This is a genomic window from Corynebacterium striatum ATCC 6940 (assembly GCF_000159135.1).
In the GTDB taxonomy this organism is placed as follows: domain Bacteria; phylum Actinomycetota; class Actinomycetes; order Mycobacteriales; family Mycobacteriaceae; genus Corynebacterium; species Corynebacterium striatum.
The window spans coordinates 126,481-149,475 of sequence record NZ_GG667522.1 but is presented as its reverse complement, the minus strand read 5'-3'; the positions used below and the strand labels follow the sequence as shown (position 1 = coordinate 149,475).

Annotated in this window: 27 protein-coding genes; 16 read left to right on the top strand and 11 right to left on the bottom strand. The window is 56.5% G+C overall.

Features of this window, described 5'->3' with window-relative positions; all coding sequences use genetic code 11:
* Positions 1-544, top strand: a 544-nt coding sequence (locus HMPREF0308_RS07200; RefSeq protein WP_005530167.1) for a hypothetical protein, incomplete at its 5' end; no start/stop codon positions are given.
* Between the two features lie 35 nt (positions 545-579).
* On the opposite strand, the gene HMPREF0308_RS07195 is transcribed toward HMPREF0308_RS07200, so the two are convergent.
* The 6 genes from HMPREF0308_RS07195 to rpmB all read right to left on the bottom strand — a co-directional run bounded on the left by HMPREF0308_RS07195 (position 580) and on the right by rpmB (position 3,437).
* Entirely contained in the window at positions 580-1,299 is a 720-nt protein-coding gene (locus HMPREF0308_RS07195) for a TetR/AcrR family transcriptional regulator (protein ID WP_005530165.1), read from the bottom strand.
* 83 nt (positions 1,300-1,382) lie between these two features.
* Positions 1,383-2,174 (bottom strand): hypothetical protein, encoded by a 792-nt coding sequence (locus tag HMPREF0308_RS07190; RefSeq protein WP_005530163.1) that lies wholly within the window; start codon positions 2,172-2,174, stop codon positions 1,383-1,385.
* Between the two features lie 280 nt (positions 2,175-2,454).
* Entirely contained in the window at positions 2,455-2,703 is a 249-nt protein-coding gene (gene rpsR, locus HMPREF0308_RS07185) for a 30S ribosomal protein S18 (RefSeq protein ID WP_034657238.1), read from the bottom strand.
* Between the two features lie 21 nt (positions 2,704-2,724).
* The gene (gene rpsN / locus HMPREF0308_RS07180) at positions 2,725-3,030 is read right to left on the bottom strand and encodes a 30S ribosomal protein S14 (protein ID WP_005530158.1); all 306 of its coding nucleotides are present in this window, start codon (positions 3,028-3,030) and stop codon (positions 2,725-2,727) included.
* Positions 3,031-3,033: 3 nt separating this feature from the next.
* Entirely contained in the window at positions 3,034-3,198 is a 165-nt protein-coding gene (rpmG, locus tag HMPREF0308_RS07175; RefSeq protein WP_005530156.1) for a 50S ribosomal protein L33, read from the bottom strand.
* A gap of 2 nt (positions 3,199-3,200) precedes the next feature.
* Positions 3,201-3,437, bottom strand: coding sequence for a 50S ribosomal protein L28 (gene rpmB / locus HMPREF0308_RS07170; protein ID WP_005530153.1), 237 nt, complete (start codon positions 3,435-3,437; stop codon positions 3,201-3,203).
* A 619-nt stretch (positions 3,438-4,056) separates the two neighbouring features.
* Between rpmB and HMPREF0308_RS07165 the strand changes: the two genes are divergently transcribed.
* From HMPREF0308_RS07165 to HMPREF0308_RS07135, 7 genes are all read left to right on the top strand, one after another.
* The gene (locus HMPREF0308_RS07165; protein ID WP_005530151.1) at positions 4,057-4,326 is read left to right on the top strand and encodes a type B 50S ribosomal protein L31; all 270 of its coding nucleotides are present in this window, start codon (positions 4,057-4,059) and stop codon (positions 4,324-4,326) included.
* 15 nt (positions 4,327-4,341) lie between these two features.
* The gene (gene rpmF / locus HMPREF0308_RS07160; RefSeq protein WP_005530148.1) at positions 4,342-4,515 is read left to right on the top strand and encodes a 50S ribosomal protein L32; all 174 of its coding nucleotides are present in this window, start codon (positions 4,342-4,344) and stop codon (positions 4,513-4,515) included.
* A 217-nt stretch (positions 4,516-4,732) separates the two neighbouring features.
* A complete protein-coding gene (locus HMPREF0308_RS07155; protein ID WP_005530146.1) occupies positions 4,733-5,431 on the top strand; it encodes a response regulator transcription factor in 699 nt (232 codons plus the stop codon).
* 146 nt (positions 5,432-5,577) lie between these two features.
* Positions 5,578-6,981 (top strand): HAMP domain-containing sensor histidine kinase, encoded by a 1,404-nt coding sequence (locus tag HMPREF0308_RS07150; RefSeq protein ID WP_005530144.1) that lies wholly within the window; start codon positions 5,578-5,580, stop codon positions 6,979-6,981.
* A gap of 134 nt (positions 6,982-7,115) precedes the next feature.
* Positions 7,116-8,555: a S1C family serine protease gene (locus HMPREF0308_RS07145; protein WP_005530142.1), complete on the top strand. Its 1,440-nt coding sequence runs from the start codon at positions 7,116-7,118 to the stop codon at positions 8,553-8,555.
* 99 nt (positions 8,556-8,654) lie between these two features.
* A complete protein-coding gene (locus HMPREF0308_RS07140; RefSeq protein ID WP_049062837.1) occupies positions 8,655-9,245 on the top strand; it encodes a MogA/MoaB family molybdenum cofactor biosynthesis protein in 591 nt (196 codons plus the stop codon).
* A gap of 20 nt (positions 9,246-9,265) precedes the next feature.
* Positions 9,266-9,487, top strand: a complete 222-nt coding sequence (locus HMPREF0308_RS07135; protein ID WP_034657194.1) for a hypothetical protein — start codon at positions 9,266-9,268, stop codon at positions 9,485-9,487.
* A gap of 199 nt (positions 9,488-9,686) precedes the next feature.
* On the opposite strand, the gene mscL is transcribed toward HMPREF0308_RS07135, so the two are convergent.
* From mscL to HMPREF0308_RS07120, 3 genes are all read right to left on the bottom strand, one after another.
* Positions 9,687-10,151 carry a large-conductance mechanosensitive channel protein MscL gene (gene mscL, locus HMPREF0308_RS07130; RefSeq protein WP_005530137.1) on the bottom strand — a complete coding sequence of 155 codons (465 nt, stop codon included), beginning with the start codon at positions 10,149-10,151 and terminating at the stop codon, positions 9,687-9,689.
* A gap of 167 nt (positions 10,152-10,318) precedes the next feature.
* Positions 10,319-10,999 (bottom strand): SAF domain-containing protein, encoded by a 681-nt coding sequence (locus HMPREF0308_RS07125; RefSeq protein ID WP_005530135.1) that lies wholly within the window; start codon positions 10,997-10,999, stop codon positions 10,319-10,321.
* Positions 11,000-11,120: 121 nt separating this feature from the next.
* Positions 11,121-11,693, bottom strand: coding sequence for a 5-formyltetrahydrofolate cyclo-ligase (locus HMPREF0308_RS07120; protein ID WP_005530133.1), 573 nt, complete (start codon positions 11,691-11,693; stop codon positions 11,121-11,123).
* A 67-nt stretch (positions 11,694-11,760) separates the two neighbouring features.
* Between HMPREF0308_RS07120 and HMPREF0308_RS07115 the strand changes: the two genes are divergently transcribed.
* From HMPREF0308_RS07115 to sepX, 4 genes are all read left to right on the top strand, one after another.
* A complete protein-coding gene (locus HMPREF0308_RS07115) occupies positions 11,761-12,687 on the top strand; it encodes a UTP--glucose-1-phosphate uridylyltransferase (protein ID WP_005530131.1) in 927 nt (308 codons plus the stop codon).
* Between the two features lie 37 nt (positions 12,688-12,724).
* A complete protein-coding gene (glp, locus tag HMPREF0308_RS07110; protein WP_005530130.1) occupies positions 12,725-14,014 on the top strand; it encodes a molybdotransferase-like divisome protein Glp in 1,290 nt (429 codons plus the stop codon).
* 2 nt (positions 14,015-14,016) lie between these two features.
* Positions 14,017-14,727 (top strand): GNAT family N-acetyltransferase, encoded by a 711-nt coding sequence (locus HMPREF0308_RS07105; protein WP_005530129.1) that lies wholly within the window; start codon positions 14,017-14,019, stop codon positions 14,725-14,727.
* Positions 14,728-14,885: 158 nt separating this feature from the next.
* The gene (gene sepX / locus HMPREF0308_RS07100; protein WP_005530128.1) at positions 14,886-16,226 is read left to right on the top strand and encodes a divisome protein SepX/GlpR; all 1,341 of its coding nucleotides are present in this window, start codon (positions 14,886-14,888) and stop codon (positions 16,224-16,226) included.
* On the opposite strand, the gene HMPREF0308_RS07095 is transcribed toward sepX, so the two are convergent.
* Positions 16,227-16,865: a DNA-3-methyladenine glycosylase I gene (locus HMPREF0308_RS07095; protein ID WP_070420053.1), complete on the bottom strand. Its 639-nt coding sequence runs from the start codon at positions 16,863-16,865 to the stop codon at positions 16,227-16,229. It lies immediately after the preceding gene.
* A 241-nt stretch (positions 16,866-17,106) separates the two neighbouring features.
* Between HMPREF0308_RS07095 and HMPREF0308_RS07090 the strand changes: the two genes are divergently transcribed.
* Both HMPREF0308_RS07090 and HMPREF0308_RS07085 read left to right on the top strand, forming a co-directional pair.
* Positions 17,107-17,520: a DoxX family protein gene (locus HMPREF0308_RS07090; RefSeq protein ID WP_034657234.1), complete on the top strand. Its 414-nt coding sequence runs from the start codon at positions 17,107-17,109 to the stop codon at positions 17,518-17,520.
* Positions 17,507-18,202 carry a zf-HC2 domain-containing protein gene (locus tag HMPREF0308_RS07085; RefSeq protein WP_005530125.1) on the top strand — a complete coding sequence of 232 codons (696 nt, stop codon included), beginning with the start codon at positions 17,507-17,509 and terminating at the stop codon, positions 18,200-18,202. The genes HMPREF0308_RS07090 and HMPREF0308_RS07085 overlap by 14 nt, the downstream gene beginning before the upstream one ends.
* A 231-nt stretch (positions 18,203-18,433) precedes the next feature.
* Here HMPREF0308_RS07085 and HMPREF0308_RS07080 read toward each other — a convergent pair whose 3' ends face one another.
* Positions 18,434-20,020 carry a dolichyl-phosphate-mannose--protein mannosyltransferase gene (locus HMPREF0308_RS07080; RefSeq protein ID WP_161798074.1) on the bottom strand — a complete coding sequence of 529 codons (1,587 nt, stop codon included), beginning with the start codon at positions 20,018-20,020 and terminating at the stop codon, positions 18,434-18,436.
* A gap of 76 nt (positions 20,021-20,096) precedes the next feature.
* On the opposite strand from HMPREF0308_RS07080, the gene rsmI reads away from it, so the two are divergent.
* On the top strand, positions 20,097-20,954 hold the full coding sequence (gene rsmI, locus HMPREF0308_RS07075) for a 16S rRNA (cytidine(1402)-2'-O)-methyltransferase (RefSeq protein ID WP_005530121.1): 858 nt from the start codon (positions 20,097-20,099) through the stop codon (positions 20,952-20,954).
* A 189-nt stretch (positions 20,955-21,143) separates the two neighbouring features.
* Positions 21,144-22,964, top strand: a complete 1,821-nt coding sequence (locus tag HMPREF0308_RS07070; protein WP_034657232.1) for a BCCT family transporter — start codon at positions 21,144-21,146, stop codon at positions 22,962-22,964.
* The last annotated feature ends 31 nt before the right edge of the window (positions 22,965-22,995 follow it).

The following is a 22,995-nucleotide window of genomic DNA, read 5'->3' as shown; positions in this document are numbered from 1 at the left end:
CATTCTCGTCGCAATCGTGGCCGCCGCTGCATTCTTCTTGCTCGGGTGGGGTGGCGAGAAAACTGAGCAGACTGCGCAGCAGGAATTTAAGCCAGTGGAATCAACTGCCGCTACGGCAGAGACGACTTCCGCAGCGTCTAGCACCAAAGAAAGCCCAAGCCCCTCCGTAGTAACCGTGACGGAAACAGCGCCTAACCCGGAAGAACATTACGACCACGGGCGCGATAAGTCCACGGTTAGTGGCGGCATTTTAACTGACCGTGGCTGGTCCGGAAGCTATGCCTCATGCACCGCGGGCGAGGACCTCATCCTTGCCGGCACCAGTGATGACGGCAAGGTCGTTGTCTGCGGCAACTCGGGCGGCGCTACCTACCGTTCCGATATGTTCGGTGGCACCTTGGAGCTGCCCGCCGAAGGTCACGAAGGCACCTACCAGGTTGATGCCTATCCTTCTTCCATCGTGGTCAATGCTGACGGTCTGCGCGTCTACCAAGACAACGTGGCCGTAGAAAGCGTCACCTGGAACGACTACTGGCAGCGATAGGTGCTTGCTTGGCAGCACCACGCTGCACACACTAATTAATTGCTGGACTTCTTCTTACGATCCGCGGCAGCAGCAGCGGCAGAGGAGATGGAGTCGTGGCGGTTCTTGAGCAGCTCAAGAGTGGTCTCTTCTGCGTTGTCCGGAACCTTTGCACCGAGAACGGCTAGCGCGGCGTCGGCAAGCATGGCGGCAGTTTCTGGAACCCGCTGCGATGCGTCGAAAGGAGGCGTGCCATTATTTGGGCGCATCTCGATCACAGAGAGTGCGATGTGGAAGGGGAGCTCGATGCGGGGGTCATCCTTGCCAACGATGGAGGCGGCGATAGCGCGGAAGTGGCCTTGGAGGGCGTCACGTTGCTCGTGATACTCCGAGAACTCCGGAGAATTTGCCACCGGCAGCTGGTAGAGGCGGCCGACGTTCCAAGCGCTGGTCAACAGCAGTCGCGACTCGGCAGCGACCAGAGACCACAGGCGTTGTTCTGCGGATGCATCGGAAGCCGCGAGTTCTTCAGCGAGTTCCAAAGAAGGTTCGATGGTCGAGTTCAGGAGGGTCAAGAAGATTTCCGTCTTGGATGGGAAATGATAATACAACGAGGCCTGACGGATGCCGACCGCATCAGCGATCTGGTGCGTCGAGGTCGTAGCAAAGCCCTGCGTGGTGAAGAGCTCGGATGATGCATCGAGGATTTCTTCACGGGCAGTCGCTCCACGGCGGCGCGGGCTGTTCTTGCGCGGCCTACCTACAGTTCCAGCCATATGGTAGGACGCCTCCTTTCGTTGGAATGAATGTTAATTCATAAAGCCAGTTAAGTGTACTCGCTAGTATGCGAAGCAACTAATTATTTGGTGATTGGGTGATATCCGGGGTGCCGTTGAGTGATGGACTCAAAAATCGCGGAGACAGTTCGGCATGCCGAACCATAGGCGGTGCGGTCCAAGGGCGGCAGATCTCCCAAGACAGCACTGTGACTGTCGACGCCGTCGCGCCACCTGCGCAGCTCCAATGCAATGCCTGTGCCCCAGGAAAGACTTAAGGCCTCAGCCTCGGAGGCTTCGAGCAACTCTCGCTCCACGCCGATTGCTAAGCGGTCTGGGGTGGGGCGTGGGGCGGGTGCTGCCCAGCGAGCGATGGCCGCAATGGGGGCGAGTAGACCTGCCTGCACATCCACAGGTGCATTTCTGTCGGGCAAACCATCTACGAGGCGCAGTGCCGGCGGGCGTTGGTCCAGTGCAGCGCTGAGGAGCTCGGCCTCGCTGCCCGCGCCTAGTGGAAGACCGGCGTCGGCACGACTAGCCGTTGATTCGGCTACAGAAGAGCCTTTGAGTCCGGCATCGCTGATGATGGACTCTAGTTCAGAATCATCACCTAGCCAAGTGACAACCATCGAGGGCAGTGCGTCACCGCGAGCAGCCGGGCCAGATAGGCGGACTGGGCTGGAAACGCCAGGGGAGCGGACGATGTCAGTAATAACACGCGAGAACCAGGCAGCCAGCTCAAGCTCGTCTGCGCGGTGATCGAGCGAGTTGCGCAACAGGTCCTGGGCCTCAGCTAGAAGACCGCGGGCTGTGGCAGGGGATTGGCAGTGCGCAGCCAACTCGCTGAGATCAGCCAGTGATTGGTGCAGTGGCATGCGATGAAGAGCCCTTTCAATGTAATCGGTTGTTGGATAGAACCAATCTATCACTCACTCGAAAGGGGCTGATGGCAGAATCTGTAATTATTGCCCTTTTGCATGGTGCTAAGTAAGGCATTGGCCTCAATGCGTGCCGGTTAAAACGAACAAATGAAAACAAACAAAACCGCCTAGCCTTCAACGAGAATTGTTGAAAGCCAAGCGGCTTTGTAGGTTCTTTTACCGTGTCACACTTGCCAGCGGCAAAAGTGCGCTGTTGAGAAACCCAGCTACTGATTTAGCGGGCGGTGAACGGCAGGAGAGCCATTTCGCGTGCGTTCTTCACAGCGGTAGCGACTTGGCGCTGCTGCTGTGGGGTAAGACCGGTTACGCGACGGGAACGGATCTTGCCACGGTCGGAGATGAACAGACGCAGGGTCTTAACATCTTTATAGTCGACAGTCTCGATACCCTCAGCCTTCAGCGGGTTCTTCTTCGGGCGACGAGTCTGTTCCATGCGGAACTTCTTTTGGTTATTGCGCTTGATAGCCATTGTGCAATTACCCCTTTACCAGCTGGACTTACGAACGCCTGGCAGCTCACCACGGTGAGCCATGCCGCGCATACGGACACGGGACAGGCCGAACTTACGGAGGTAACCACGTGGGCGGCCGTCGGCTGCGTCGCGGTTACGGATGCGGGAGCGGGAAGCATCGCGCGGCTGACGGTTCAGCTCGAACTGTGCATCCAGACGCTCCTCGTCCGGGGTGTTCGGGTTCTTGATGATGGCCTTGAGCTCAGCGCGACGCTCCGCGTAGCGGGCGACGATTTCCTTGCGCTGCTCGTTCTTGGCGATCTTCGACTTCTTAGCCATAGATTATCGCTCCTCGCGGAATTCGACGTGCTTGCGGACGATCGGATCGAACTTCATCAAAGAGATGCGATCCGGATTGTTGCGCTTGTTCTTACGGGTCACGTAGGTGTAACCGGTGCCCGCTGTGGACTTCAGCTTGATGATTGGACGGATGTCATTACGTGCCATCTTTAGATCTTCTCCCCACGTGCGCGAATCTTGGCGACGACGGACTCGATGCCATCGCGGTCAATGATCTTGATGCCCTTTGTAGAGACATTCAGGGTGATGGTACGGCCCTCGGAGGGCAGGTAGTAGCGACGACGCTGCACATTGGGGTTCCAACGGCGCGAAGTACGGCGGTGCGAGTGCGAGACCTGCTTGCCGAATTCCGGCTTGCGGCCCGTTACCTGGCAAATAGCCGACATGGGTCTTCTTTCTCCTAGCCGCCCACATCGTGGCTACTGACGGTTATGCCTATCTGCGGTGAGGCGCAGCGCTCGGAAAGTGAGGTTGAGCTTGGAGGGCAAGACCGTCAAACACCAGTAGACGGGGCGTAAAACGTATACTTTGACAACAGCAAGGGGAAATCTTACAGCCCAAAGCGCGAATTACCTAATCGCCCCTGTGGCTACCGGATTGCGGTGCGCCGGAGGTTTCTTTCGGCTCGGAGCTTGGGCTTTAGCATTGTTGACGGGTGTGGTTGATGTGAATAATCGGCTTTGTAACACTCACTAGTTGTTAGCACCGAATCGTTTCCACTCGTTTCAACATCTCTTTTAGGACACGGTTTTCATCTTTTTGGGACACGGTTTTGGGGACACGATCCGGGGTTTGGGAAAGTTGCTGGTCGGGTGTAATATGTTCCGAGTTGTCGACGTCTGCGCCCAGCAGGGGCGGAGGAGTTGACGCCGTTTATTAATCTGCACATCCCAACTCGGGCACGATCTGCGCCGCCGATTACTGTAAGTAAGTTGCAAGTTTTAGGGCTTTGCCAGGCAAAAGAGCGTAGAACCGACCCGTAGTTTCAACCCTGAGGGAATAAATATGAAGAAGGATATCCACCCGGATTACCACCCGGTGGTCTTCAAGGATGCCGGTACCGGCCACTCGTTCTTGACCAAGTCCACTGCTACTTCCGACCGCACTGTTGAGTGGGAAGATGGCAACGAGTACCCGCTGATCGTCGTTGACGTGACCGCTGAGTCCCACCCGTTCTGGACTGGTGCACAGCGCGTTATGGATACCGCAGGCCGCGTTGAGAAGTTCAACCAGCGCTTCGGTGCCATGGCTCGTCGCAAGAAGAAGAACGCGTAAGGAGGATAGAAGAAAATGGCAACTCCTAAGTTCAAGATGTCCCGTGCGAACACCCGTGCACGCCGCTCCCAGTGGAAGGCTGACAACGTCGCCCTCCAGGAAGTCACCATCGATGGCCAGACCGTGCGCATCCCGCGTCGTCTCGTCAAGGCTGCAAAGCTCGGCCTGGTTGACGTAGAGCAGTTCTAATTTGGAGTAATCCTATATAAAGGAACACTTTGAATTTCGAGCCCGCGCAATTTAGCAGATTAAATGCTAAATCGTGCGGGCTTTTATTGTGCCCATTTACTCTGACCTTTCTTCGTCGCTTCAGGCGGGGTATCACCTTGCGTTGCTTTGCGGGAGTGTATGGGGAGCATATGGCCTACGTTTCGAAAATCCCACAAAATAGTTCATAATTAAATCTATGAAAATTCTTGTCGTAGATGATGAGCAAGCCGTGCGTGAATCGCTTCGGCGTTCTCTCAGATTTAATGGCTACGATGTCCTGATTGCTAGCGATGGTGTTGAAGCTGTCGAGACCGTTCGTAGTGAAAACCCTGAGCTCTTGATCCTCGACGTAATGATGCCCAACATGGACGGGCTCGAGGTGTGCCGTACGCTGCGTAGCGAAGGCTGGGACCGTTCGATTTTGGTTCTGACAGCACGCGATGGTGTCTCTGACCGTGTCGCAGGTCTCGATGCTGGTGCTGATGATTACCTGCCAAAGCCTTTTGCGCTTGAGGAGCTTTTGGCTCGCGTGCGTTCTTTGGTTCGCCGCGCTGCTGCTAATTCGATTGGCGTAAAGACAGCATCCAAAACCCAGCTCTCCTTTGAGGATCTGCATCTCAATGCAGATACCCGCGAGGTTAAACGTGGCGAGCGTGCGATCTCTTTGACCCGCACGGAATTTGCGCTTCTGCAGCTGTTGATGGAAAGTCCCCGCAAGGTTCTTTCACGAAACACCATCCTCGAAGAGGTGTGGGGATATGACTTCCCTAGCTCCGGAAATGCGCTCGAGGTATACATCGGCTACTTGCGTAAGAAGACTGAAGGGGGCGGTGAGTCTCGCCTAATCCATACCGTGCGCGGCGTCGGTTACGTGCTTAGGGAGAACAGAACGTGATTCTGAGGAAGCCCACGCCAGGCGTGGAGGCTTCCGATCAAGAACAACCGTCCCCAGTCTCCGAGATTGCTGGGAGTAGGGGAAGTTGGGCTTCTCGGGCGCCACTGCGGTGGCGCCTTTCGCTCGTTACTGGCCTAGTGGTGGCTGTGTCTGTTGCCTTAATGACGCTGGTGACCTATTGGACTGTGTCAACCTCGTTAACGGCGACCGTCGACAAGCAGCTTGCGCAGCAGGCCGACGTCTTGATCCAACAAAGCCAGGACCCGCGCTTCATCGAGACAATTGATCAAGAAATTGCACAATTCAAGCTATACAACCCCTCAACGCGAGTTGCAGTTTCGTCTCCATCTCGGAGTTCTACCTACGGTGACGCGATTCCTGTTGGCGGCGAGTTCCGCAAAATTGATGATCACACCGAATCTTCCGTTCGGACCGTTGGCGGCGAACGCATCTTGGCCATCCGCCACGACTTGGACTCAACTGTTGTCCTAGCTCGCGATCTTGCGGAGACTAAAGAGCTGATCTCTGCAATCGGTTCGATGTTGTTGGTGATCGTTGCACTGGGTTTTCTGTTGGCTATCTTTGCCGGCATGGTGGCCTCAAAGACCGGTATGCAGCCTATCTCTCGTCTCAAGCGTGCGGTTGACTACGTTACGCAGACCAACGACCTACGGCCAATTGAGGTCGTGAACAACGACGAGATGGCGCAGCTTACCGTCTCCTTTAACCAGATGCTGGAAGCACTCCAGCAGTCGCGTGTTCAACAGAGACAGTTCGTCACTGATGCTGGTCACGAGCTGAAGACTCCGCTTACGTCGATGCGTACGAATATTGAGCTGCTCCTGATGATGAACAAGTCCGGCGGCGGATGCGGCATCAGCGAAAAAGATCGACGTGATCTTGAAGATGACGTGATGTCGCAGATGTCGGAGCTTTCTGCCCTCATCGGTGATCTTGTGGATTTGGCCCGTGGGGACGCCAATGAGAAAGCGCCGGAGCCGGTCGCTCTGATGGAAGTGCTGGAATCTTCGCTTGCGCGCGCTAGACGACGCCGCCCTGACGTGAAGTTCCGTGTCCGGTTTATCCCGTGGGTGTTGGAGGGGGACCCGTTTGCTCTTGGTCGTGCGACCTTGAACCTGATGGACAATGCCGCAAAGTGGTCGCCGGCCACCGGAACTGTGCGCGTATCCATGCAGCAGATCAGTGAGCATGAAGTCCGTTTGCGCGTGGATGACTCAGGTCCTGGTATCCCGCCAGAGGAGCGAGAAAAGGTCTTCGAGCGCTTCTATCGTTCAGCCGAAGCTCGCTCTATGCCCGGCTCAGGTCTTGGTTTGGCCATTGTGAAGTCCGTGATCGAGCGACACGAGGGTGCCATTGAAATCAAGGAGTCCAGCGATGGCGGTACCCGCATGGAGGTAACTCTTCCGGGCTACCGAGGAGAGGGGGACCCCTTTGTTGACAGCTTGTCTGAGCCTGACTTCGCGCAGGAGGAATCTTCACCTTCGGATCGCGGCACCATCTTCGCTGAACGGTGGTTCAATCAGGGCTAATATTCTGGATGGCTTTTGCATGCATTTCGGCCCAGCCGTGCAGGTCACGATATGCAGGATTCTTTCAGGAATTCTTAGTAGCCTTACAGAGTTGATACAGATGTACTCCAGCACGGTACGGCACAATTCTGGATATGAACATGAGGAACTCGAACATGAATGAGCCTGAGGGCCAGGGGCAGCGCGGTGAACAGCTGGGCAATGACTACTTTTCTAATTCGGCTGGATGGAACCAGCCGCGCAATCAGCAAGGTGGTAGCCCGTCTCCGAACAATCACCCGCCGAGCAATCACCCATCAGGCATGCAGTCGCAAGGCAGTCAGATGTATGGAAACCAAGGTCAAGGAGCATCGCCGTACCGCAGCGGATTTGGAAACCCGGGCGCAAACCAGGCACAGAGTCCAGCTCAAGGATTCTACAACCAAGGCATGTCGGCGGGGGAGACTGACAACGGTGTGACTCTGATTGGCGAGCAACGCCCACCGAAGGAGAAGAAAAAGGTGGGGCTCGGTACCGCGATGGCGATGATGCTCGCTGGCGCCGTTGCCGTTGGCAGCATCACTGGCATTGCGCTGGGTGGAAGCAATAAAAATGACACCAGCACTGTGAAGGAGGTCCTCAAAAATGCGCCAGTGGCAAACAGCACCGGCGAGGAGCCCGCAAAGGGCTCGGTCGAGGCGGTAGCCGCTAAGGTTCTTCCAGCTGTTGTCTCGATTGAGGCCTATGGGCAAAGCGGTGCCGCAGAGGGATCGGGTTCGATCATCTCCCCTGACGGCTACGTGTTGACCAACCACCACGTTGTGGCTGGGGCTGAAAACGGCGGCCAGCTGCGCGTCACGATGAATGACGGCAGCAAGCACGCCGCAGAAGTTGTTGCCTCGGACGCCAATACGGACGTAGCAATCGTTAAGATCGCTGATGTCTCAGGTCTTCCATACCTTGAGTTCGGGGACTCCGATGCCGTGGCTGTGGGCCAGGAAGTCGTGGCCGTGGGTTCCCCGCTGGGCCTTAACGCAACGGTGACCTCCGGCATTGTTTCCGCGAAGAACCGTCCGGTTCGCGCCTCCCAAGGAGGCGGGGAGAGCTCGCTTGTCGACGCCATCCAAACTGACGCTGCGGTCAATCCCGGCAACTCCGGTGGCCCACTCGTGGACATTAATGGCAATTTGGTGGGAATGAATTCCATGATTGCCTCCTTGTCCAATTCTGGCTCGAGTGAGGCTGGATCTATTGGCTTGGGGTTCGCTATCCCGTCGAACTTTGCCAAGCGCATGGCTGAGCAACTTATCAACAACGGTTCTGTAAAGCACCCAACGCTGGGTGTGAAGGTCGATGCGCGAGACAGTGGTAACGGTGCTCGCATCGTGGAAGTCGAGCCAGATAGCCCAGCTGAGAAAGCGGGGCTGAAAGCGGGTGATCTTGTGACCCGTGTCAATGATCGCCTAATCGATAACTCGGATTCCCTCATCGCAGCAGCTCGTTCGCAGGACTTTGGCGCCAAGGTCACTCTTGAGGTCAGCGGCGAAGACGGCAAAGATCCCCGACAGGTAGAGGTAACCCTGTCAGGGGAGTAAGTTATCTAACAACTACAGAACATATTTCAGACGTATTCCAAGAAGACGCCTTGATATATCGGCCCTATTTAAGGAGCAACTTTGGCACACGATGCTGATATCGAGACCAACACTGGCGCCATTGAAGTCCCGGAATCCACTGGAGCGCTTTTGGACGTCGCTGAGCCAGATGATGCATTCCTCTTCGCGAGCGAGCAAGAGCAAGGCCTCAATGCTCCTCGCCGCGCACTGGTTGTGATTGTTACTGATCATCCTGAGCGGCACGCTGAGGGAACCTCGCGTTTGGTCGGGGAGTTGTTGGCGGAAGCTGAGTTTCAGGTTGATGGCTCAATCATTGTCCGCTCGAAGAAGTCCAAGATTCGGCAGGTTATAGAGACAGCCGTTGTTGGTGGCGTCGATTTGGTCCTTACGATTGGCGGCACAGGCGTTGGGCCACGTGACAAGACCCCTGACGCTACGCGTTCGGTGCTCGACCAAATGGTTCCTGGAATCGCTCAGGCGCTTCGTTCCTCTGGTCAAGCTTGTGGCGCTGTAGACGCGTGTACCTCTCGTGGTATCTCTGGCGTTTCGGGGTCCACGGTCATCGTGAACCTTGCGTCTTCTCGCGCGGCAGTGCGTGACGGCATGGCTACTCTTGCGCCGTTGGTCCACCACCTTATTGATCAGCTGCAGAAATATAGCGTTCAATAAGCAGCGAGGAGCTGATTAAAATGGTTCAACCCGGCAAGCGTCGCCGCGTGGTTCGCCGTGCTGAGAGCAACTATGACCGCACAGCAGATCGTCCGGACTTTGTCTCCGCGTTTGATGAAACTGGGGATGAGCGCGGCTCGGACGCCACACGCGAGGTAACTCTGGACGAGGAACAGCCGGCTGAACAGCCACACAATGAGCAGTTCTATCGTGAACAGATTCCTCCGCACTATGGGGCATAGGTGAAGTCTCCAAGCCGACCCCTTGGGTTAAACGATCAATCCTTGACGGACAGGTCTACAAGGACAAGGCAAGATTGAGACCCGAGAGCGCGTTCAAAGAAGGAGACGAAAAGGGGGCTCCGCGTCCTCCCATGACGGAAGGTGCGGAGCCCCTTGGTGGTTTAGAAGAAACCACAGCGGCAATTAATTCCTCGCGGAATTAAGCCTGGTGACGGCCAGTGGAGTCTGGGTCAACGGTGGTGTCGCCAGCTACGGAGTTCGGGGAAGTTGCAACCTTTTGCGCCTCCATGAGGTCGCGAATCTCGGTAAGCAGCTGCTCTGTGGTCGGAGCCGGCTCTTCTGGGTCAACGCCCTGGCGGCGCTTTGCTGTTTCAGTGATCTTGTTGATCGGCATAACGATTAAGAAGTAAACAACAGCGGCGATGATGAGGAAGTTGATTGCCGCGGTGAGGACTGCACCGAAGTCCATGAAGGTGGACTCGTTGTCGGTGATCTGGAAACCAAGGCCGGAGTAGTCTGCAGAACCGAAGGAGTTGATCAACGGCTGGATAAGGCTGTCGGTTACAGCGGTAACGATAGCGGTGAATGCGCTACCGATGATGACTGCGACAGCCAGCTCGATGACGTTGCCGCGGAGGATGAAGTCTTTAAAGCCCTTCAGCATGTGTTGGTGTTCCTTTCCTAAAAACACTTTGTGGCCCCGCCCCTGTAAGACACTGTGGAAGTTCCTGAGCCAAGTGTTTGTGTTTATTATCAGCAGGGCTAGCGCGGACTAACCTTAGTGATTTTTAGTGGATATGCCAACATCTATTTGTGAGCGCTGTGGCTTTTTCATCCAGTGGCACGCTGCCCAACGATGACTACCGTGAGAGGTTGGCTCAGTGAGGCGGAAGCAACTGCGTCAGCCTGGCTGGCTGGGAGTGCGAGTAAAAGGGTAGAGGCATCCTCGCCATCGCGCGAGCTAGTGGTAGCAACAACCCGGCCACCAGCGGCGATGACGCTTCCAGCGGGGGATGTGGTGCCGATTAAATCGGAATTGGAGTTTCCGGCGATGACGTTTACTGTGTCTCCATGATGGAGATGCGGAAGGATATCCGGTTCTGCGAGTTTGAGCGGAATCATGTGGGATTCCTCTCCGGAAGTATTTAGCGTGGAATTGTTCACTAAGTTGTCTACAAGCTCTGGGCTCAGCAGCCTGGCGTCGGTGACGAGTTCGCCGCTTGCAGCTGCTGCAACGACTACTCTGCCCTCCAACTTTTCGAGGTCCGTGTCAACCGCAGAATCGGGCAGGATGTGGGATGGCACTGGAGCTAACGTGAGGTCCTCTGCTTGCAGGGTGCTGCCTGCCGGCACGTCTCGGGCAAAGACTACCGCCTGCGGAAGCTCGCGACGAGCATGTAGGGCGCTGAGGCCCGCGCCGATAATGAGGACGGCAGCGAGTACGCGACGAACGAGCAGTGATCGTCGATGCCCAGGGATACGAATTGAGCGAAGGATCGTTTTAGCTTCCATGTGGTTTTAGACTCCGTTGGGGCCCTGGAGGTTCCCAATCGCCCAAACTGCCTCCAAACATGGCAGGAATAAGCCAAGGTGGGGCAGGGGTAAGAAGCTAAGAAAACAAGAAGTTAAGAAGCTATAGCCACTGGAAATCCCGTTCGGTGAGAATGCCATCGACTGGGCGGTCATGGTCTTCGCGGGGGAGCTTACGGATCTCCGAGGAGTGGACGACCGCTACGACGGGCGGGCGGCCAGTGGGGAGGGGAGTAAGCGCTCGATCATAGTAGCCGGCGCCTTTTCCTAGGCGGTACCCTTCAGTATCCACGGCCATTGCGGGGGCAAATATGAGGTCAACGCCAGCGAGGATGGAACTGGTGGAACGCTTGCCTTTTGGTTCGGCAATGCCCAAGGCGCCGGGCTGCATGGACTCTGGGCCGGAATAAAGCGCCCAATAAAGGTGCCCGTCGTCGCCAGAAATGGGCAGGTAAAGGTGTTTGCACGCCGCCGCGAGGGTTTCCACAAATGCGCTGCCGCCGGGCTCGGAACCCAAAGGGTTGTATGCCGCGATGTTCATCGAGGGGGTGAGCAAGGCGGCAGCACCTTGGCACCATGCGGCGTCGGCATCAGCTTTTTCCTCGGGAGTACGGGCACGGCGCATAGCGAGCAGCTCTGCGCGAAGGGCGTCTTTTTGTGTAGCTATCTCACTCATAGAGCAAATAGTAATTGCTGGTGTATCGCTGCACGAAAGAAAATGCTCTGCCTGTAAGCTCAAACTTATGGCTAATAACAACGAGGGCTCCCTTCATGGGATCAAGACAGTTGTAGTGCCGGCTGCGGGCCTGGGCACTCGCTTTTTGCCAGCGACCAAGACTGTCCCGAAAGAATTGCTCCCCGTAGTGGACACACCAGGTATCGAGCTCATCGCGGAAGAAGCGGCGGCGGTTGGTGCTCTGCGTCTTGCGGTGATTACCGCCCCGAATAAGCAGGAAGTGATGCGTCACTTCGATGCCTTCCCAGAGTTGGTGGAGACGCTCGACGCACGCGGTAAAGATGAGCAGGTGGCAAAGGTGCAGCGTGCCGGCCAGCTAATTCATCCGATTTCTGTACCGCAGGAAAAGCCGTTGGGGCTCGGTCATGCAGTGGGCTTGGCTGAATCGGTGCTAGATGATGACGAAGAATGCTTCGCAGTCATGCTTCCTGATGACATCGTTCTCCCAGCAACCGTCATGGAAGAGATGGCACGCGTGCGCGCCGCCGTAGGCGGCTCCGTGCTATGTGCATTTGAGGTCGACCGCGAAGAGACCTACAACTACGGAGTCTTCGACGTTGAGGACACCAATGTGCCCGGCGTCAAGAAGGTTGTCGGAATGGTGGAGAAACCTGAACCTGAGGATGCTCCCTCTAATCTCGTAGCTACTGGCCGCTACCTTCTCGACCGCAAGATCTTCGATGCCCTGCGCCGCATTAAGCCAGGCAAGGGTGGGGAGCTGCAGCTGACCGATGCAATCGAGCTGCTCATCCAGGAAGGCCACCCGGTTCACGTTGTTGTTCACCGCGGTAAGCGCCATGACCTGGGTAACCCAGGTGGATACATTCCTGCCAACGTGGACTTCGGCCTACACCATGAGAAGTATGGCCCGGCTTTGTACAAGGCAATCAAGCAACTCATTGCCGAGTATGAGGCGGAAAAGGGTATCAACTAGCCTAAGGCAGTAGGCAGAGAAGGGAAGGCGGCAGTCCATGCGTTCGGTAGATGACCAGCTTGCTTTGATTACTGATGCGGCGGTGACACCGGAACCAGTGCGTATTGCAATTGCAAACTCACTGGGGTTGATGTGTGCCGAGGAAGTGCAAGCTAATCAGCCGCTTCCCGGGTTCCCTCAGGCGGCTATTGATGGTTATGCAGTGCGTGCCGTCGACGTTGGAGGCGAGCGCGCACTGAGGGCACGACGTTCCTCGGAGGAGGACGCGGAAGAAGAGGAGTCCGCTGCAGAAGTGGAGCGCTCTATTCCTGTGGTCGGTGAGGTCCCTGCGGGCTCTCGCCAGCCGTTGCGCCTGCAACCTAAGCAAGCAGTGCGGGTCTATACGGGCGCGCCATTGCCCACGCTTGCCGACGCCGTCCTTCCCCTTGAGTGGACTGACCGCGGAAGAAAACGCGTAACCGCGCACCGACCAGTTCGCTCTGGTGACTTCGTACGTCGAGTTGGCGACGATATTCAGCCGGGTGACGTTGCGGTCTCTGCGGGAACCATCCTTGGCCCAGCACAGATCGGGCTCCTTGCTGCGGTGGGGCGCTCAAAGGTCTTGGTTTATCCGCGACCTCGCGTAACTATCTTGTCTTTCGGTAAGGAATTAGTGGATATTGACCGCGAGCCGGGCTTGGGTCAAGTCTTTGACGTTAACTCTTATTCCTTGGCAGCTGCTGCGAAAGAGGCAGGCGCCGATGTACACCGCGTAGGAATTGCGGAGGGAGAGCCACGCCGCATCCGTGAGGCACTGGAAACCCATATTGGCCGCAGTGAGGTTCTCGTGATTTCCGGTGCCGTCGGCGGTGCCGGCTCCCAAACTGTGCGTGAAGTCCTCAACGAACTGGGAGATATCGATACTTCTCGTGTGGCCATCCATCCCGGTTCGGTCCAGGGCTTCGGCCTATTGGGCGAGGAGCGTATCCCGACGTTCCTCCTGCCCTCGAATCCAGTCTCAGCACTCGTCATCTTCGAAGTGTTTGTACGCCCATTGATTCGTTTGTCTCTGGGGAAACGCAATGCAAACCGTCGTGTGGTGCGAGCGCGAGCTCTCAATCACATGGAGTCCCGCCCGGGCCGTCGTGGGTTTATTCGTGCGCGCTTGATGCGCGACGCAGAAACCGCTGATTACCTGGTTGAGGGCTTGGGCGGTGCGTCTGGTGCACCTGCCCACCTGTTGGCTGGTTTGTCCGAAGCTAATGCGATGATCCGAATTCCGGAAGAAGCCACGGAGATTCGTCCTGGTGATGTGGTCGACGTTTTGTTCCTCACGCAGCGAAGCTAAACATGCTTGATCCTTTTGGTACTGCGGCGGCTCGGCTGCGCAGGCCCTCGAGCGGCCAGCCTGATCCTGAACACCCAGGGTGGCCCGAGTCCACTCCATACGTGAAGTTGCATCCCTCTGCTGTCTTGGAGGAAGGCGCTCGTCTGCGACTGCGTCCATTGATGCGCAAAGACGGGGAAGCGTGGCGCATTCAGCGTATCGCCGATGAGGAACACTTGCGCCCAGTCGAACCGACGATGCCAGCATCGTGGGCCGATGCCCATTCGCACAGTGCATGGCGCAACCATCTCATGTTCTTACGCGAATCTGCGCGCTCGGGTTCCGTGTTGCCTTTGATTATTGAGCTGGACGGGGATTTTGTAGGACAGGTGACTTTAGGAAACATTCAGCACGGGAGTATTGGAGAGTGCTGGATTGGATACTGGGTTCATTCGGCAGTCCATCATGCGGGTGTTGCTACCGCGGCGTGTGCCTTGGACGTGGATCACGCTTTTCGGCGTGTCGGAATGCATCGCGTGACAGCCACGTACTTGCCAGATAATCCAGCCTCCGGGAAGGTGCTGAAGGCGTGCGGCTTTCGTGAGGAAGGGTATCTACGGAGAAATCTGCACATCAATGGTGCATGGCGCGATCATCATTTAGTGGCCTTGAATCGGGAAGACTTCTCCACCACGGCGGTCGACCGTCTGCGCAGTGCTGGACGCATCGTTTAGCTGTACGCGTTGTTTGAGCGCCCTAGTGGGGGTGTAATTCGCCACTGTTTTCACACAAGTCACAACATTGTAATTTAACTGGTTTGGATACCTCTACTGGTGGCGAAAAGCGCTAACGTTGGGAGAAACTCTGCACCCTACGGAAGGTCACCTCTACCGTGTCCATTGCTGTGCCCATCATCGGCATCATTGTGGTCTGGGCCTTCGTCTTGGCTCCGTGGTTGCTGCGATCGCAGCGCCCAATGAGCCGCACCGGCGAGGCCTTTGACGATACCCGCGTCTTGTTCGAAGGCGATTCTGGAAATGTTGCTGCCCGCCGCCGTCCCCGCTTAGGCAAGCGCGACGTGCGTTTGAGCGAGGCAGACGATGAGGATTTCGAGGTCATCGATGCTGCGGACATCTCCGTGGTTGATGACAAAGAAACGGAAGCAATAACCATCGCCGGGGCTGCCGCAAAGGCCAAGGCACATCCGCGTCAACCAGGTGCACAGCTTGGTGACAAAGCTGAAGCTGCGCAGTCCGCACTTAGCGAGGAAGCTGAGCGCACCCCTGAGACGATCGAAGGTGAGCTGGTCGAGGATGACAACGAAGTCACGATCGTTGGGTCCGCAGAGACTAAGGATGAGCCTTCGAACCAATCTGAGCTAGCTCAAAATTCTGACAACCACGAAAGCGGAAGCAAAGGTGGTGCAGCGGCTGAGGATGCCGACGACGTGGAAGAGGACGACCTGCTCATCGAGGATGAAACCAAGGCTGGAGAAGACTCTGACGTAGAGGTGGCAGAGGACGTCCAAGCTGAGGAAGCAGAGGTCTTCAGCGCACCTGCCGTAGCAGACGTAGCGGAGGATGCCTACGAAATTGATTCCACTTACACCTCCCCGGTGGACTTGATGTACCCAGGTGCGGTGGACAGCGCTGAGCAGGTAAGCCAAATCCCGCATGCTATTGAAGCGGAGGAAGAGCAGGAATCTGAACTCGCTGAGGACACAGATCTCTCGGCAGACGAGGTTGCTTTTGCACAGCGCCGACTAGGTCGCGGCGGCTGGGATCCAGTAGCTGAAAAGGCTGCTTCTGCCAACCGTTACCAGCGTCGTCAGCGTACGTTGATTGGTTTGGCAGTCGCCGTCGTATTCACCGTTGCTTTAGGCATTGTTTTCGGCGGTTGGACCTGGACCTTTGCGGCCCTCGCGGGCCTGTCTAGCATCGTCTACTTGGTAGCGCTTCGGACCCAGGTGCGTCAGGAACAAGCTCTGCTGCAGCGCCGTGTCTACCATCTGCGCCGCGCTCGTTTGGGTGTGCGTAACGCTGAGGATGAAGCCTTAGCAATCCCCCGCAATTTGCGCCGTCCGGGCGCTGTAGTGCTGGAAATTGATGACGACAGCCCGGATTTTGACCACCTGCCCGTGCATTTTGACGATGACGAGTTTGACGGATTCGATGGACCCCACGCCACCAATCGCCAGCGCCGTGACGACTTGGCATCGCGCCGCGTGAGTTAGTTAAACCACGTCATCCCACACGCCGGAGGTACCGCGGCGGTGGGAACCGATGAGATGGGCATCGAACATACCGATTGCTTCCATCAGCGCGTGGCAGGTCACAGGTCCAACAAAAGTGAAACCCTCCTTCTTTAAGGCCTTGGAAAGTTCCTTGGCCTTTTCACTAGTTTTAGGGATGTCTTCCATGAACCGGGGATAGAGATTCTCCTCGGGCATGAAGCTCCAGATGAATTCACTCAGGCCACCCTTTTCGCGGAGTTTGATGGTGGCGTTGGCGTTGTTGATGGCAGCCTCGATCTTGCGGCGGTTGCGGATGATTTTGGGATTATTGAGCAACCTCTCCACTTCTGCTGGGCCAAAAGCTGCGACAGCATCAGGATTAAAGCCTGCAAATGCGATGCGGAAGTCATCTCGCTTACGCAATACCGTGGCCCAAGAGAGACCCGACTGGAAGCCTTCTAGGGTCAAACGCTCAAATAGTCCGGCTTCATCGCGGACAGGCATTCCCCATTCCGTGTCGTAATATTCGCGCAGTAGTGCAGACGTTGTGGCCCATGGTGGGCGCCCCACTCCTTCAGAATCAAACACAAGGCCGGTCTTGCCCGTTGTGTTACCTGGTTCGGAGGCTGGATTGGGCATCGATGGTGCCGCAGAAAAGTCGATAAATTGGGTGGGTGACTGGGCTGTGGCTTCTTCATCGCGCGCAAAAGGGTTGGTCATGGGCGCCAGGTTACTATCAATGATTGTGCTTTCATCGGTGTGAATATCTGATTTGTAAGTCATGATCTATTGGACTGCGCGAGTGGCTGAAAGGTTCCATTGCTTGCCAACCTGCGGTTGATTCGTCAGTACCCAGGGGTCCCAGGGTAGTGTAATGCTCATGAATAGACCTGCTGTACGCGATGCCGCGCTGCTTATTCTGCGCGCAGTTCTAGGTCTCGTTTTCGTAGCCCACGGCGTAGACAAAATGTTTTTCGCTGGGATAGACGAAACCACGGGTCAGTTCTCTGCGATGGGTATCCCACAACCACATGTTTCGGCCTACATTGCCGCCATCGGCGAGATGGTTGGCGGCTCGTTGCTGGTGGTGGGGCTTCTAACCACGTTCGTCGCCGGTGCGCTGGCATTATTCATGGCTTGCGCGCTTTACTTTGTGCATCTTGGCAATGGAATTTTTGCGGCCGACGGCGGCTTTGAGTACCCGGCGGTACTTATCGTTTCCCTGTTAATGGTCGTGGTCTTCGGTTCTGGTCGCGCGAGCTTGGATGGGGTGTTGAGCCGTGTTGACGCATGAGCAAGTCCAAGCCGCGATTTCCGCGCAGCTTGACGGGGAGCCGGCGCAGTTGCCTGCCGACGTCGTCGATGCCCACGTTGAGAGTTGCGCCCAATGCCGTGCCTTTCGTGACAAGGCCGCCGCGCTGTCTCGCTCTTTGAGCTTCGTGGAATCGGCAGAAGGAATGGCACCGCCGCAGGACCTCTCCGAAGTCATCATTGCGGGTGTTGAGTCCGAATGGAATAGGGCATCGAGCGCGCGCCAAACCGCGTTGACTGTTGCCCGCGTTGGCCTTGTCTCACTCGGATTGGTATTCGCCGTATGGGCGATTGTCGTAGTCGCGAGTGCCTCGGGATTGGCTGTAATAGGGGATGAAGGGACGCTTTCGCTTTCCGCCGATCCAGAACGTGCCCGCTTGCTTATCGAAGGCGCAGCGCTACGTTTCGGCCTAGCAATCGGTCTGCTCTTCGCGGCTTGGCGCCCAGCCTCGATCCCGGGGACCCTGCCGGTCGTGGCTACCATGTTTGCGTTCCTTTTCGGATTTACCATGCGGGACATTGCCCTAGGAACGACCGTGATGAGCCAAGTCTATATTCTCCTCGCTACCGGCCTGAGCACACTGGCTTTGATCTGGGCTTGGGCAGCAGATAAGGGTTACGTGCTACGAGACTTCTGGCGCTCGCTGGGCGCTGATCCGCATTAGCCCACCGTCCCCCTCGCACTAGCGCGTAAAGGGAGCGCCTGCGGCGTCGTCAAGCGCTGCGCACGATGCCTCGATGAACGTGGTTGTGTACAGCAGGATCCAAGAAGAAGGCATGGTCTACACCACGCCTTCTTCTTGTGTTGTTCCTAGTCTGTTGCCGCGAATTAAGACTCCGTCGCCACAAGCGGACAAGCTATTCGCGTTGGATACTTAACTCGCCGTGAAGTACTGCTAGGTCCAATTGTTGAGCCACATCATGGATTGGTACCAGTTCTCAGGGATGATGTAGCCGTAGAGGATTGGGGAGAAGTAGATAAACATCGCGAGCACGAGCGCCAGGTAGCACACCGCCACGAACGAGCCGGTCCGGATTTCTCCGCCCGCCAAGGATTTGAGCCAGCGCCATTGCAATTGTTTGCCGTGTCCGATCATCTGCCCTAAAGCCAGCGCAATGAGCACGATGACAAATGGGATGAATGCGGTGGCATAGAAGAAGTACATCTGACGGTCGAAAGCAGCTAGCCACGGAAGGAAGCCCGCAGCAAAACCGACCAGTGGAATCAGGAAGGCGCGGTTGCGGCGCACCAGTAGGGACCAAAGGCCCCAGAAGACTGCCGGAATGACAAGCCACCAAATAGCGGGCGTACCGAAGAGATACAGCATCTTGCGGCATGTACCGCCGTCGCCACATTCCAGGTCCGTGGAGGAGTAATACAGAATCGGACGAGCCGCAACGAGCCATGCCCATGGTTTGGAATCCCAAGGGTGGGAGTGTCCGCCAGAGCTGGTGAGCGAGGCGTGGAACTCCAAGACAGAGGAGTGGTAGTAGAACCAACCGGCGATTGGTTCAGGCAAGTTGAGCAGCCACGAATCTTCTTCAATAGTGCCGTCGACCTTTGCATGACGGTAGACGGAGGTCTCGGACGCAAACCATGCACGCCAAGTCCATGCATAGATGAGGACGGGGACCAAAACCAACGAGGCGAGCGCTGCCGGGGTGTCACGCACCAAGGTACCAAGGACGTAGCGGCGCACACCGTAGCGGCGTCGCAAAGCAAGATCGCTGAAAACAGAGAGCAATCCAAAGAACATGATGTAGTACAGGCCGGACCACTTCACGCCCAATGAAAGACCCAAGAAGATGCCTGCGGTAAAGCGCCACCAACGGAAACCAAAACGCGGGCCAAATTTGGAGGTACCCATGTTTCCGGAGGTGAAAGCTTCATGGAGGCGCAGGCGCATTTGGTTATGGTCTCGCGCCAAAGCCCACGCAGCTGCGACGACGAAGAAAACCTGGAAAATATCCAGCATTCCGAACTTGGAGGAAACGAGCAATACGCCGTCGCATACTGCGATAAACCCAGCTATCGCTGCAATTTGCCAAGAACCGGAAACACGGCGTGCCAGTGCCATGGTCAACAAGACGGTGGCTACACCGAAAAGAGCCGTCATCGTACGCCAGCCCCAAGGCGAGTATCCAAAAACCATCTCCGACAATGCAATGATCTGTTTTGCTAGAGGAGGGTGGACCACGAGGCCATAACCTGGGTTCGATTCGATGCCACCGATAAAGAGATTGTCCCAGCTGCGCACCATATCCCATGCTTGTGGTACGTAGTGTTTCTCGTCGAAGACCGGGGTGCCATTAGCTACCGGAGCGGTCAGGCCCACAAAACGCGTGATGAGAGCCAATACCCCGATTACGGCCGTGCTAATCCAATCTGGTTTGCCCCAAGAGTAGGCGATCGGTGCAGGAGGCGCTGTAATGGCGTGTTTGCCGAGCGGTTTGCCATGGGCTTTAGTCGAGGCGGTAGCAATAGTCACTTGGAAGAGTTTAGGATATGCGAGCCCGAACTGGGGAGTCTGTGCCCCAAGTTATGGAAAGCTAGGAACCATGAATACCAATTTTCGCCTGGAACCGCTGCCCCGTGGAGTTATTGTCGCCGCCACACCATTGGGCAATATTGGGGATGCCTCTGCACGTCTCATGCAAGCACTGGCTGAAGCAGACGTTGTAGCGGCGGAGGATACCCGCCGAGTACGTAGCTTGGCGTCCGCTTTAGGTATCGAGATTCAGGGCAAAGTGGTTTCCAACTTCGACCATAATGAATCGCAGCGGGCACAGGCGCTAGTCGATGCCGCTCGTTCCGGCACCGTGCTGGTGGTTTCTGATGCAGGAATGCCGCTGGTTTCTGACCCCGGGCACTCGATTGTTGCAGCCGCGGTGGAGGCTGGCGTGCCTGTCACATGTTTCCCCGGACCCTCAGCTGTGCCGACGGCGTTGGCCCTTTCCGGCCTTGGGGTTGGCCACTTCCTCTTTGATGCCTTTGCGCCGCGCAAGGCGGGGCCTCGCAAGACATGGCTGGAGTCCCTCAAGGGGCAGGAGCGGGCCATCGTATTCTTTGAGTCTCCCCACCGTTTGGCCCAAACGCTTTCTGACGCAGCCGACGTCCTCGGCGCTCAGCGTTCGGCTGCAGTGTGCCGGGAGTTGACCAAGACATACGAAGAAATCAAGCGAGGAACGCTGGGGGAATTAGCCCAGTGGGCAGTGGACAATGCAAGGGGAGAGATCACAGTCGTAATTGAAGGCGGTGCGAGTGAGCCTGCACCTGTTGAGGATTTGGTGGAGCGGGTTCATGAACTCGTCTCCTCGGGCATGCGCGCAAAAGACGCTTGTAAAGAAGCAGCAGCTGGAACCGAAGTAACTAATCGCGATCTTTATGACGCGTATTTGGCGGCTCGAGACGCATAAATCCGCGATTGTTGCAGGATTGTTATAGGCAAAACCTAGCGTGTGCTAAAAACGCCTGCTTATGTTGAACAACTGCGTCTTTTAAACTGTCTGGGGAATGTAAATAACCTGCCAAAATTCTGGCTTTGGGGTTCTATGCAGCGCTTTCTAGGTTGACGCGTCATGCATAACTCACACATTCTGGGTTGTATGACTAATCCAGATAAGAATCCTAAGACGGAAGAAGGTGCGGTTGCTGCTTCAAACTCGCCAGCAGTAACTTCCGACGAGTACCAGACCGTCGACGAGAAGCTGGAATCAGCATCTGCGACGAGTCAGCTGCAAGACATGCTCGGCAATGAGGACTTCGCTCCCCACGAGATGACCGAGCCTGAAATTGAAATAGCAGCCGATGACGATGCTCCAATCGACTGGACCATCGTCGGCATCGCTGGCGTGCTCATTGCCGCCATCGTTGCGTGGGGCTTGGCTGCTCCGACCAACTTCGCAAACTTTGCTAGCGATGCACTGAGCTTCGTTGTTAACGACTTTGGTTGGGCCTACGTCCTCTTCGGCACGATTTTCGTTGTATTTGTTATCTTCATCGCCGCCTCCAAGTTCGGCACCATCCGCTTGGGCCATATCGATGAAGAGCCTGAATTTTCTACGCCTTCCTGGATCGCGATGATGTTCGCAGCCGGCATGGGTATCGGCCTGATGTTCTACGGTGCTTCTGAGCCGCTGAACTACTACCTCAACGGTGTTCCGGGCCATGAGCCGAAGGAAGTCGGCACTGCGATGGCTACGGCCATGTTCCACTGGACGCTTCACCCGTGGGCTGTTTATGCCATCGTTGGTCTCGCAATTGCATACTCGACCTTCCGTATCGGCCGCAAGCAACTGCTGAGCCAGGCATTCGTGCCTCTCATCGGTCAGCGCGCTGCTGATGGCTGGGTTGGCAAGATCATTGACATCCTGTCAATCTTCGCCACCGTTTTCGGTACCGCATGTTCCCTGGGTATCGGTGCAACCCAGATCCAGGCTGGTATCCAGGCTTCCGGCCTCATCGACAACCCATCCCAGAAGGTCGTCGTTGGCATCGTCCTCGTGCTGACCCTGGCCTTCTTGCTTTCCGCAATGTCCGGCGTGGGCAAGGGCATTCAGTATGTCTCCAACGCCAACATGGTTATGGCCGCACTGCTTGCCATCTTCGTGTTCATCCTTGGTCCAACTGTTTCCATCCTGAACCAGATTCCGGGCTCCATCGGTAACTACCTGAATGCGTTCACCGAGATGATTTCCCGTACTGCTGAGTCCAACAACGGCGAAGCAGGCGAGTGGCTGTCCTCCTGGACCATCTTCTACTGGGCATGGTGGGTCTCCTGGTCCCCATTCGTCGGTATGTTCCTGGCACGTATTTCCCGTGGCCGTTCCGTCCGCGAATTCTGCATCGGCGTCATGCTGATCCCGGCTGGCCTTTCCACCGTGTGGTTCGCCATCTTCGGCGGTACCGCAATCCACATGGAGCAGAATGGCAACTCCATCTCCGGCGAGTCCTCTGAGGTTGAGCTGTTCAATTTGCTGCACAACCTGCCTGGTGGTTTCATCGCCGGCATCATTGCAGCTATCCTGCTCGCAACCTTCTTTATTACCTCCGCTGACTCGGCTTCTACCGTTATGGGCTCGATGTCTCAGAATGGTGCATCCAACGCCAAGCCATGGCTGTCCGCAGCATGGGGCGTTGCCACCGCGGCTGTTGGTCTGACCCTGCTGCTGGCTGATGAGAACTCCCTCTCCAACCTGCAAAACGTCACTATTGTGGCTGCACTCCCATTCCTCTTTATTGTTGTTGGCTTGATGTTCGCCATCTACAAGGCGCTCAGCAACGACGTCATTTACTTGGAATACCGCGAGTCCCAGGCATTCCAGCGTAAGCTGGCACGCGAGCGTCGTCTGCACCGCGAGTACCAGCGCGCAGAAGAGCTCAAGAAGCGTCGCCAGCAGCGCAAGAAGGCACACCACAAGCACTAGGCGTTCCAAAGCTCCGCACAGTGCGTATTGC

Coding starts and splice junctions, on each gene's coding strand:
- HMPREF0308_RS07135 (WP_034657194.1), top strand. CDS start 9,266: ATGGTTCAACCCGGCAAGCGTCGCCGCGTGGTTCGCCGTGCTGAGAGC.
- HMPREF0308_RS07190 (WP_005530163.1), bottom strand. CDS start 2,174: ATGCCACTGCACCAATCACTGGCTGATCTCAGCGAGTTGGCTGCGCAC.
- rpmF (WP_005530148.1), top strand. CDS start 4,342: ATGGCAACTCCTAAGTTCAAGATGTCCCGTGCGAACACCCGTGCACGC.
- HMPREF0308_RS07070 (WP_034657232.1), top strand. CDS start 21,144: ATGACTAATCCAGATAAGAATCCTAAGACGGAAGAAGGTGCGGTTGCT.
- glp (WP_005530130.1), top strand. CDS start 12,725: ATGCGTTCGGTAGATGACCAGCTTGCTTTGATTACTGATGCGGCGGTG.
- HMPREF0308_RS07165 (WP_005530151.1), top strand. CDS start 4,057: ATGAAGAAGGATATCCACCCGGATTACCACCCGGTGGTCTTCAAGGAT.
- mscL (WP_005530137.1), bottom strand. CDS start 10,151: ATGCTGAAGGGCTTTAAAGACTTCATCCTCCGCGGCAACGTCATCGAG.
- HMPREF0308_RS07195 (WP_005530165.1), bottom strand. CDS start 1,299: ATGGCTGGAACTGTAGGTAGGCCGCGCAAGAACAGCCCGCGCCGCCGT.
- HMPREF0308_RS07105 (WP_005530129.1), top strand. CDS start 14,017: ATGCTTGATCCTTTTGGTACTGCGGCGGCTCGGCTGCGCAGGCCCTCG.
- HMPREF0308_RS07115 (WP_005530131.1), top strand. CDS start 11,761: ATGGCTAATAACAACGAGGGCTCCCTTCATGGGATCAAGACAGTTGTA.
- HMPREF0308_RS07090 (WP_034657234.1), top strand. CDS start 17,107: ATGAATAGACCTGCTGTACGCGATGCCGCGCTGCTTATTCTGCGCGCA.
- HMPREF0308_RS07155 (WP_005530146.1), top strand. CDS start 4,733: ATGAAAATTCTTGTCGTAGATGATGAGCAAGCCGTGCGTGAATCGCTT.
- rpmG (WP_005530156.1), bottom strand. CDS start 3,198: ATGGCACGTAATGACATCCGTCCAATCATCAAGCTGAAGTCCACAGCG.
- HMPREF0308_RS07120 (WP_005530133.1), bottom strand. CDS start 11,693: ATGAGTGAGATAGCTACACAAAAAGACGCCCTTCGCGCAGAGCTGCTC.
- rpsN (WP_005530158.1), bottom strand. CDS start 3,030: ATGGCTAAGAAGTCGAAGATCGCCAAGAACGAGCAGCGCAAGGAAATC.
- HMPREF0308_RS07145 (WP_005530142.1), top strand. CDS start 7,116: ATGAACATGAGGAACTCGAACATGAATGAGCCTGAGGGCCAGGGGCAG.
- HMPREF0308_RS07125 (WP_005530135.1), bottom strand. CDS start 10,999: ATGGAAGCTAAAACGATCCTTCGCTCAATTCGTATCCCTGGGCATCGA.
- HMPREF0308_RS07095 (WP_070420053.1), bottom strand. CDS start 16,865: ATGCCCAATCCAGCCTCCGAACCAGGTAACACAACGGGCAAGACCGGC.
- rsmI (WP_005530121.1), top strand. CDS start 20,097: ATGAATACCAATTTTCGCCTGGAACCGCTGCCCCGTGGAGTTATTGTC.
- rpmB (WP_005530153.1), bottom strand. CDS start 3,437: ATGTCGGCTATTTGCCAGGTAACGGGCCGCAAGCCGGAATTCGGCAAG.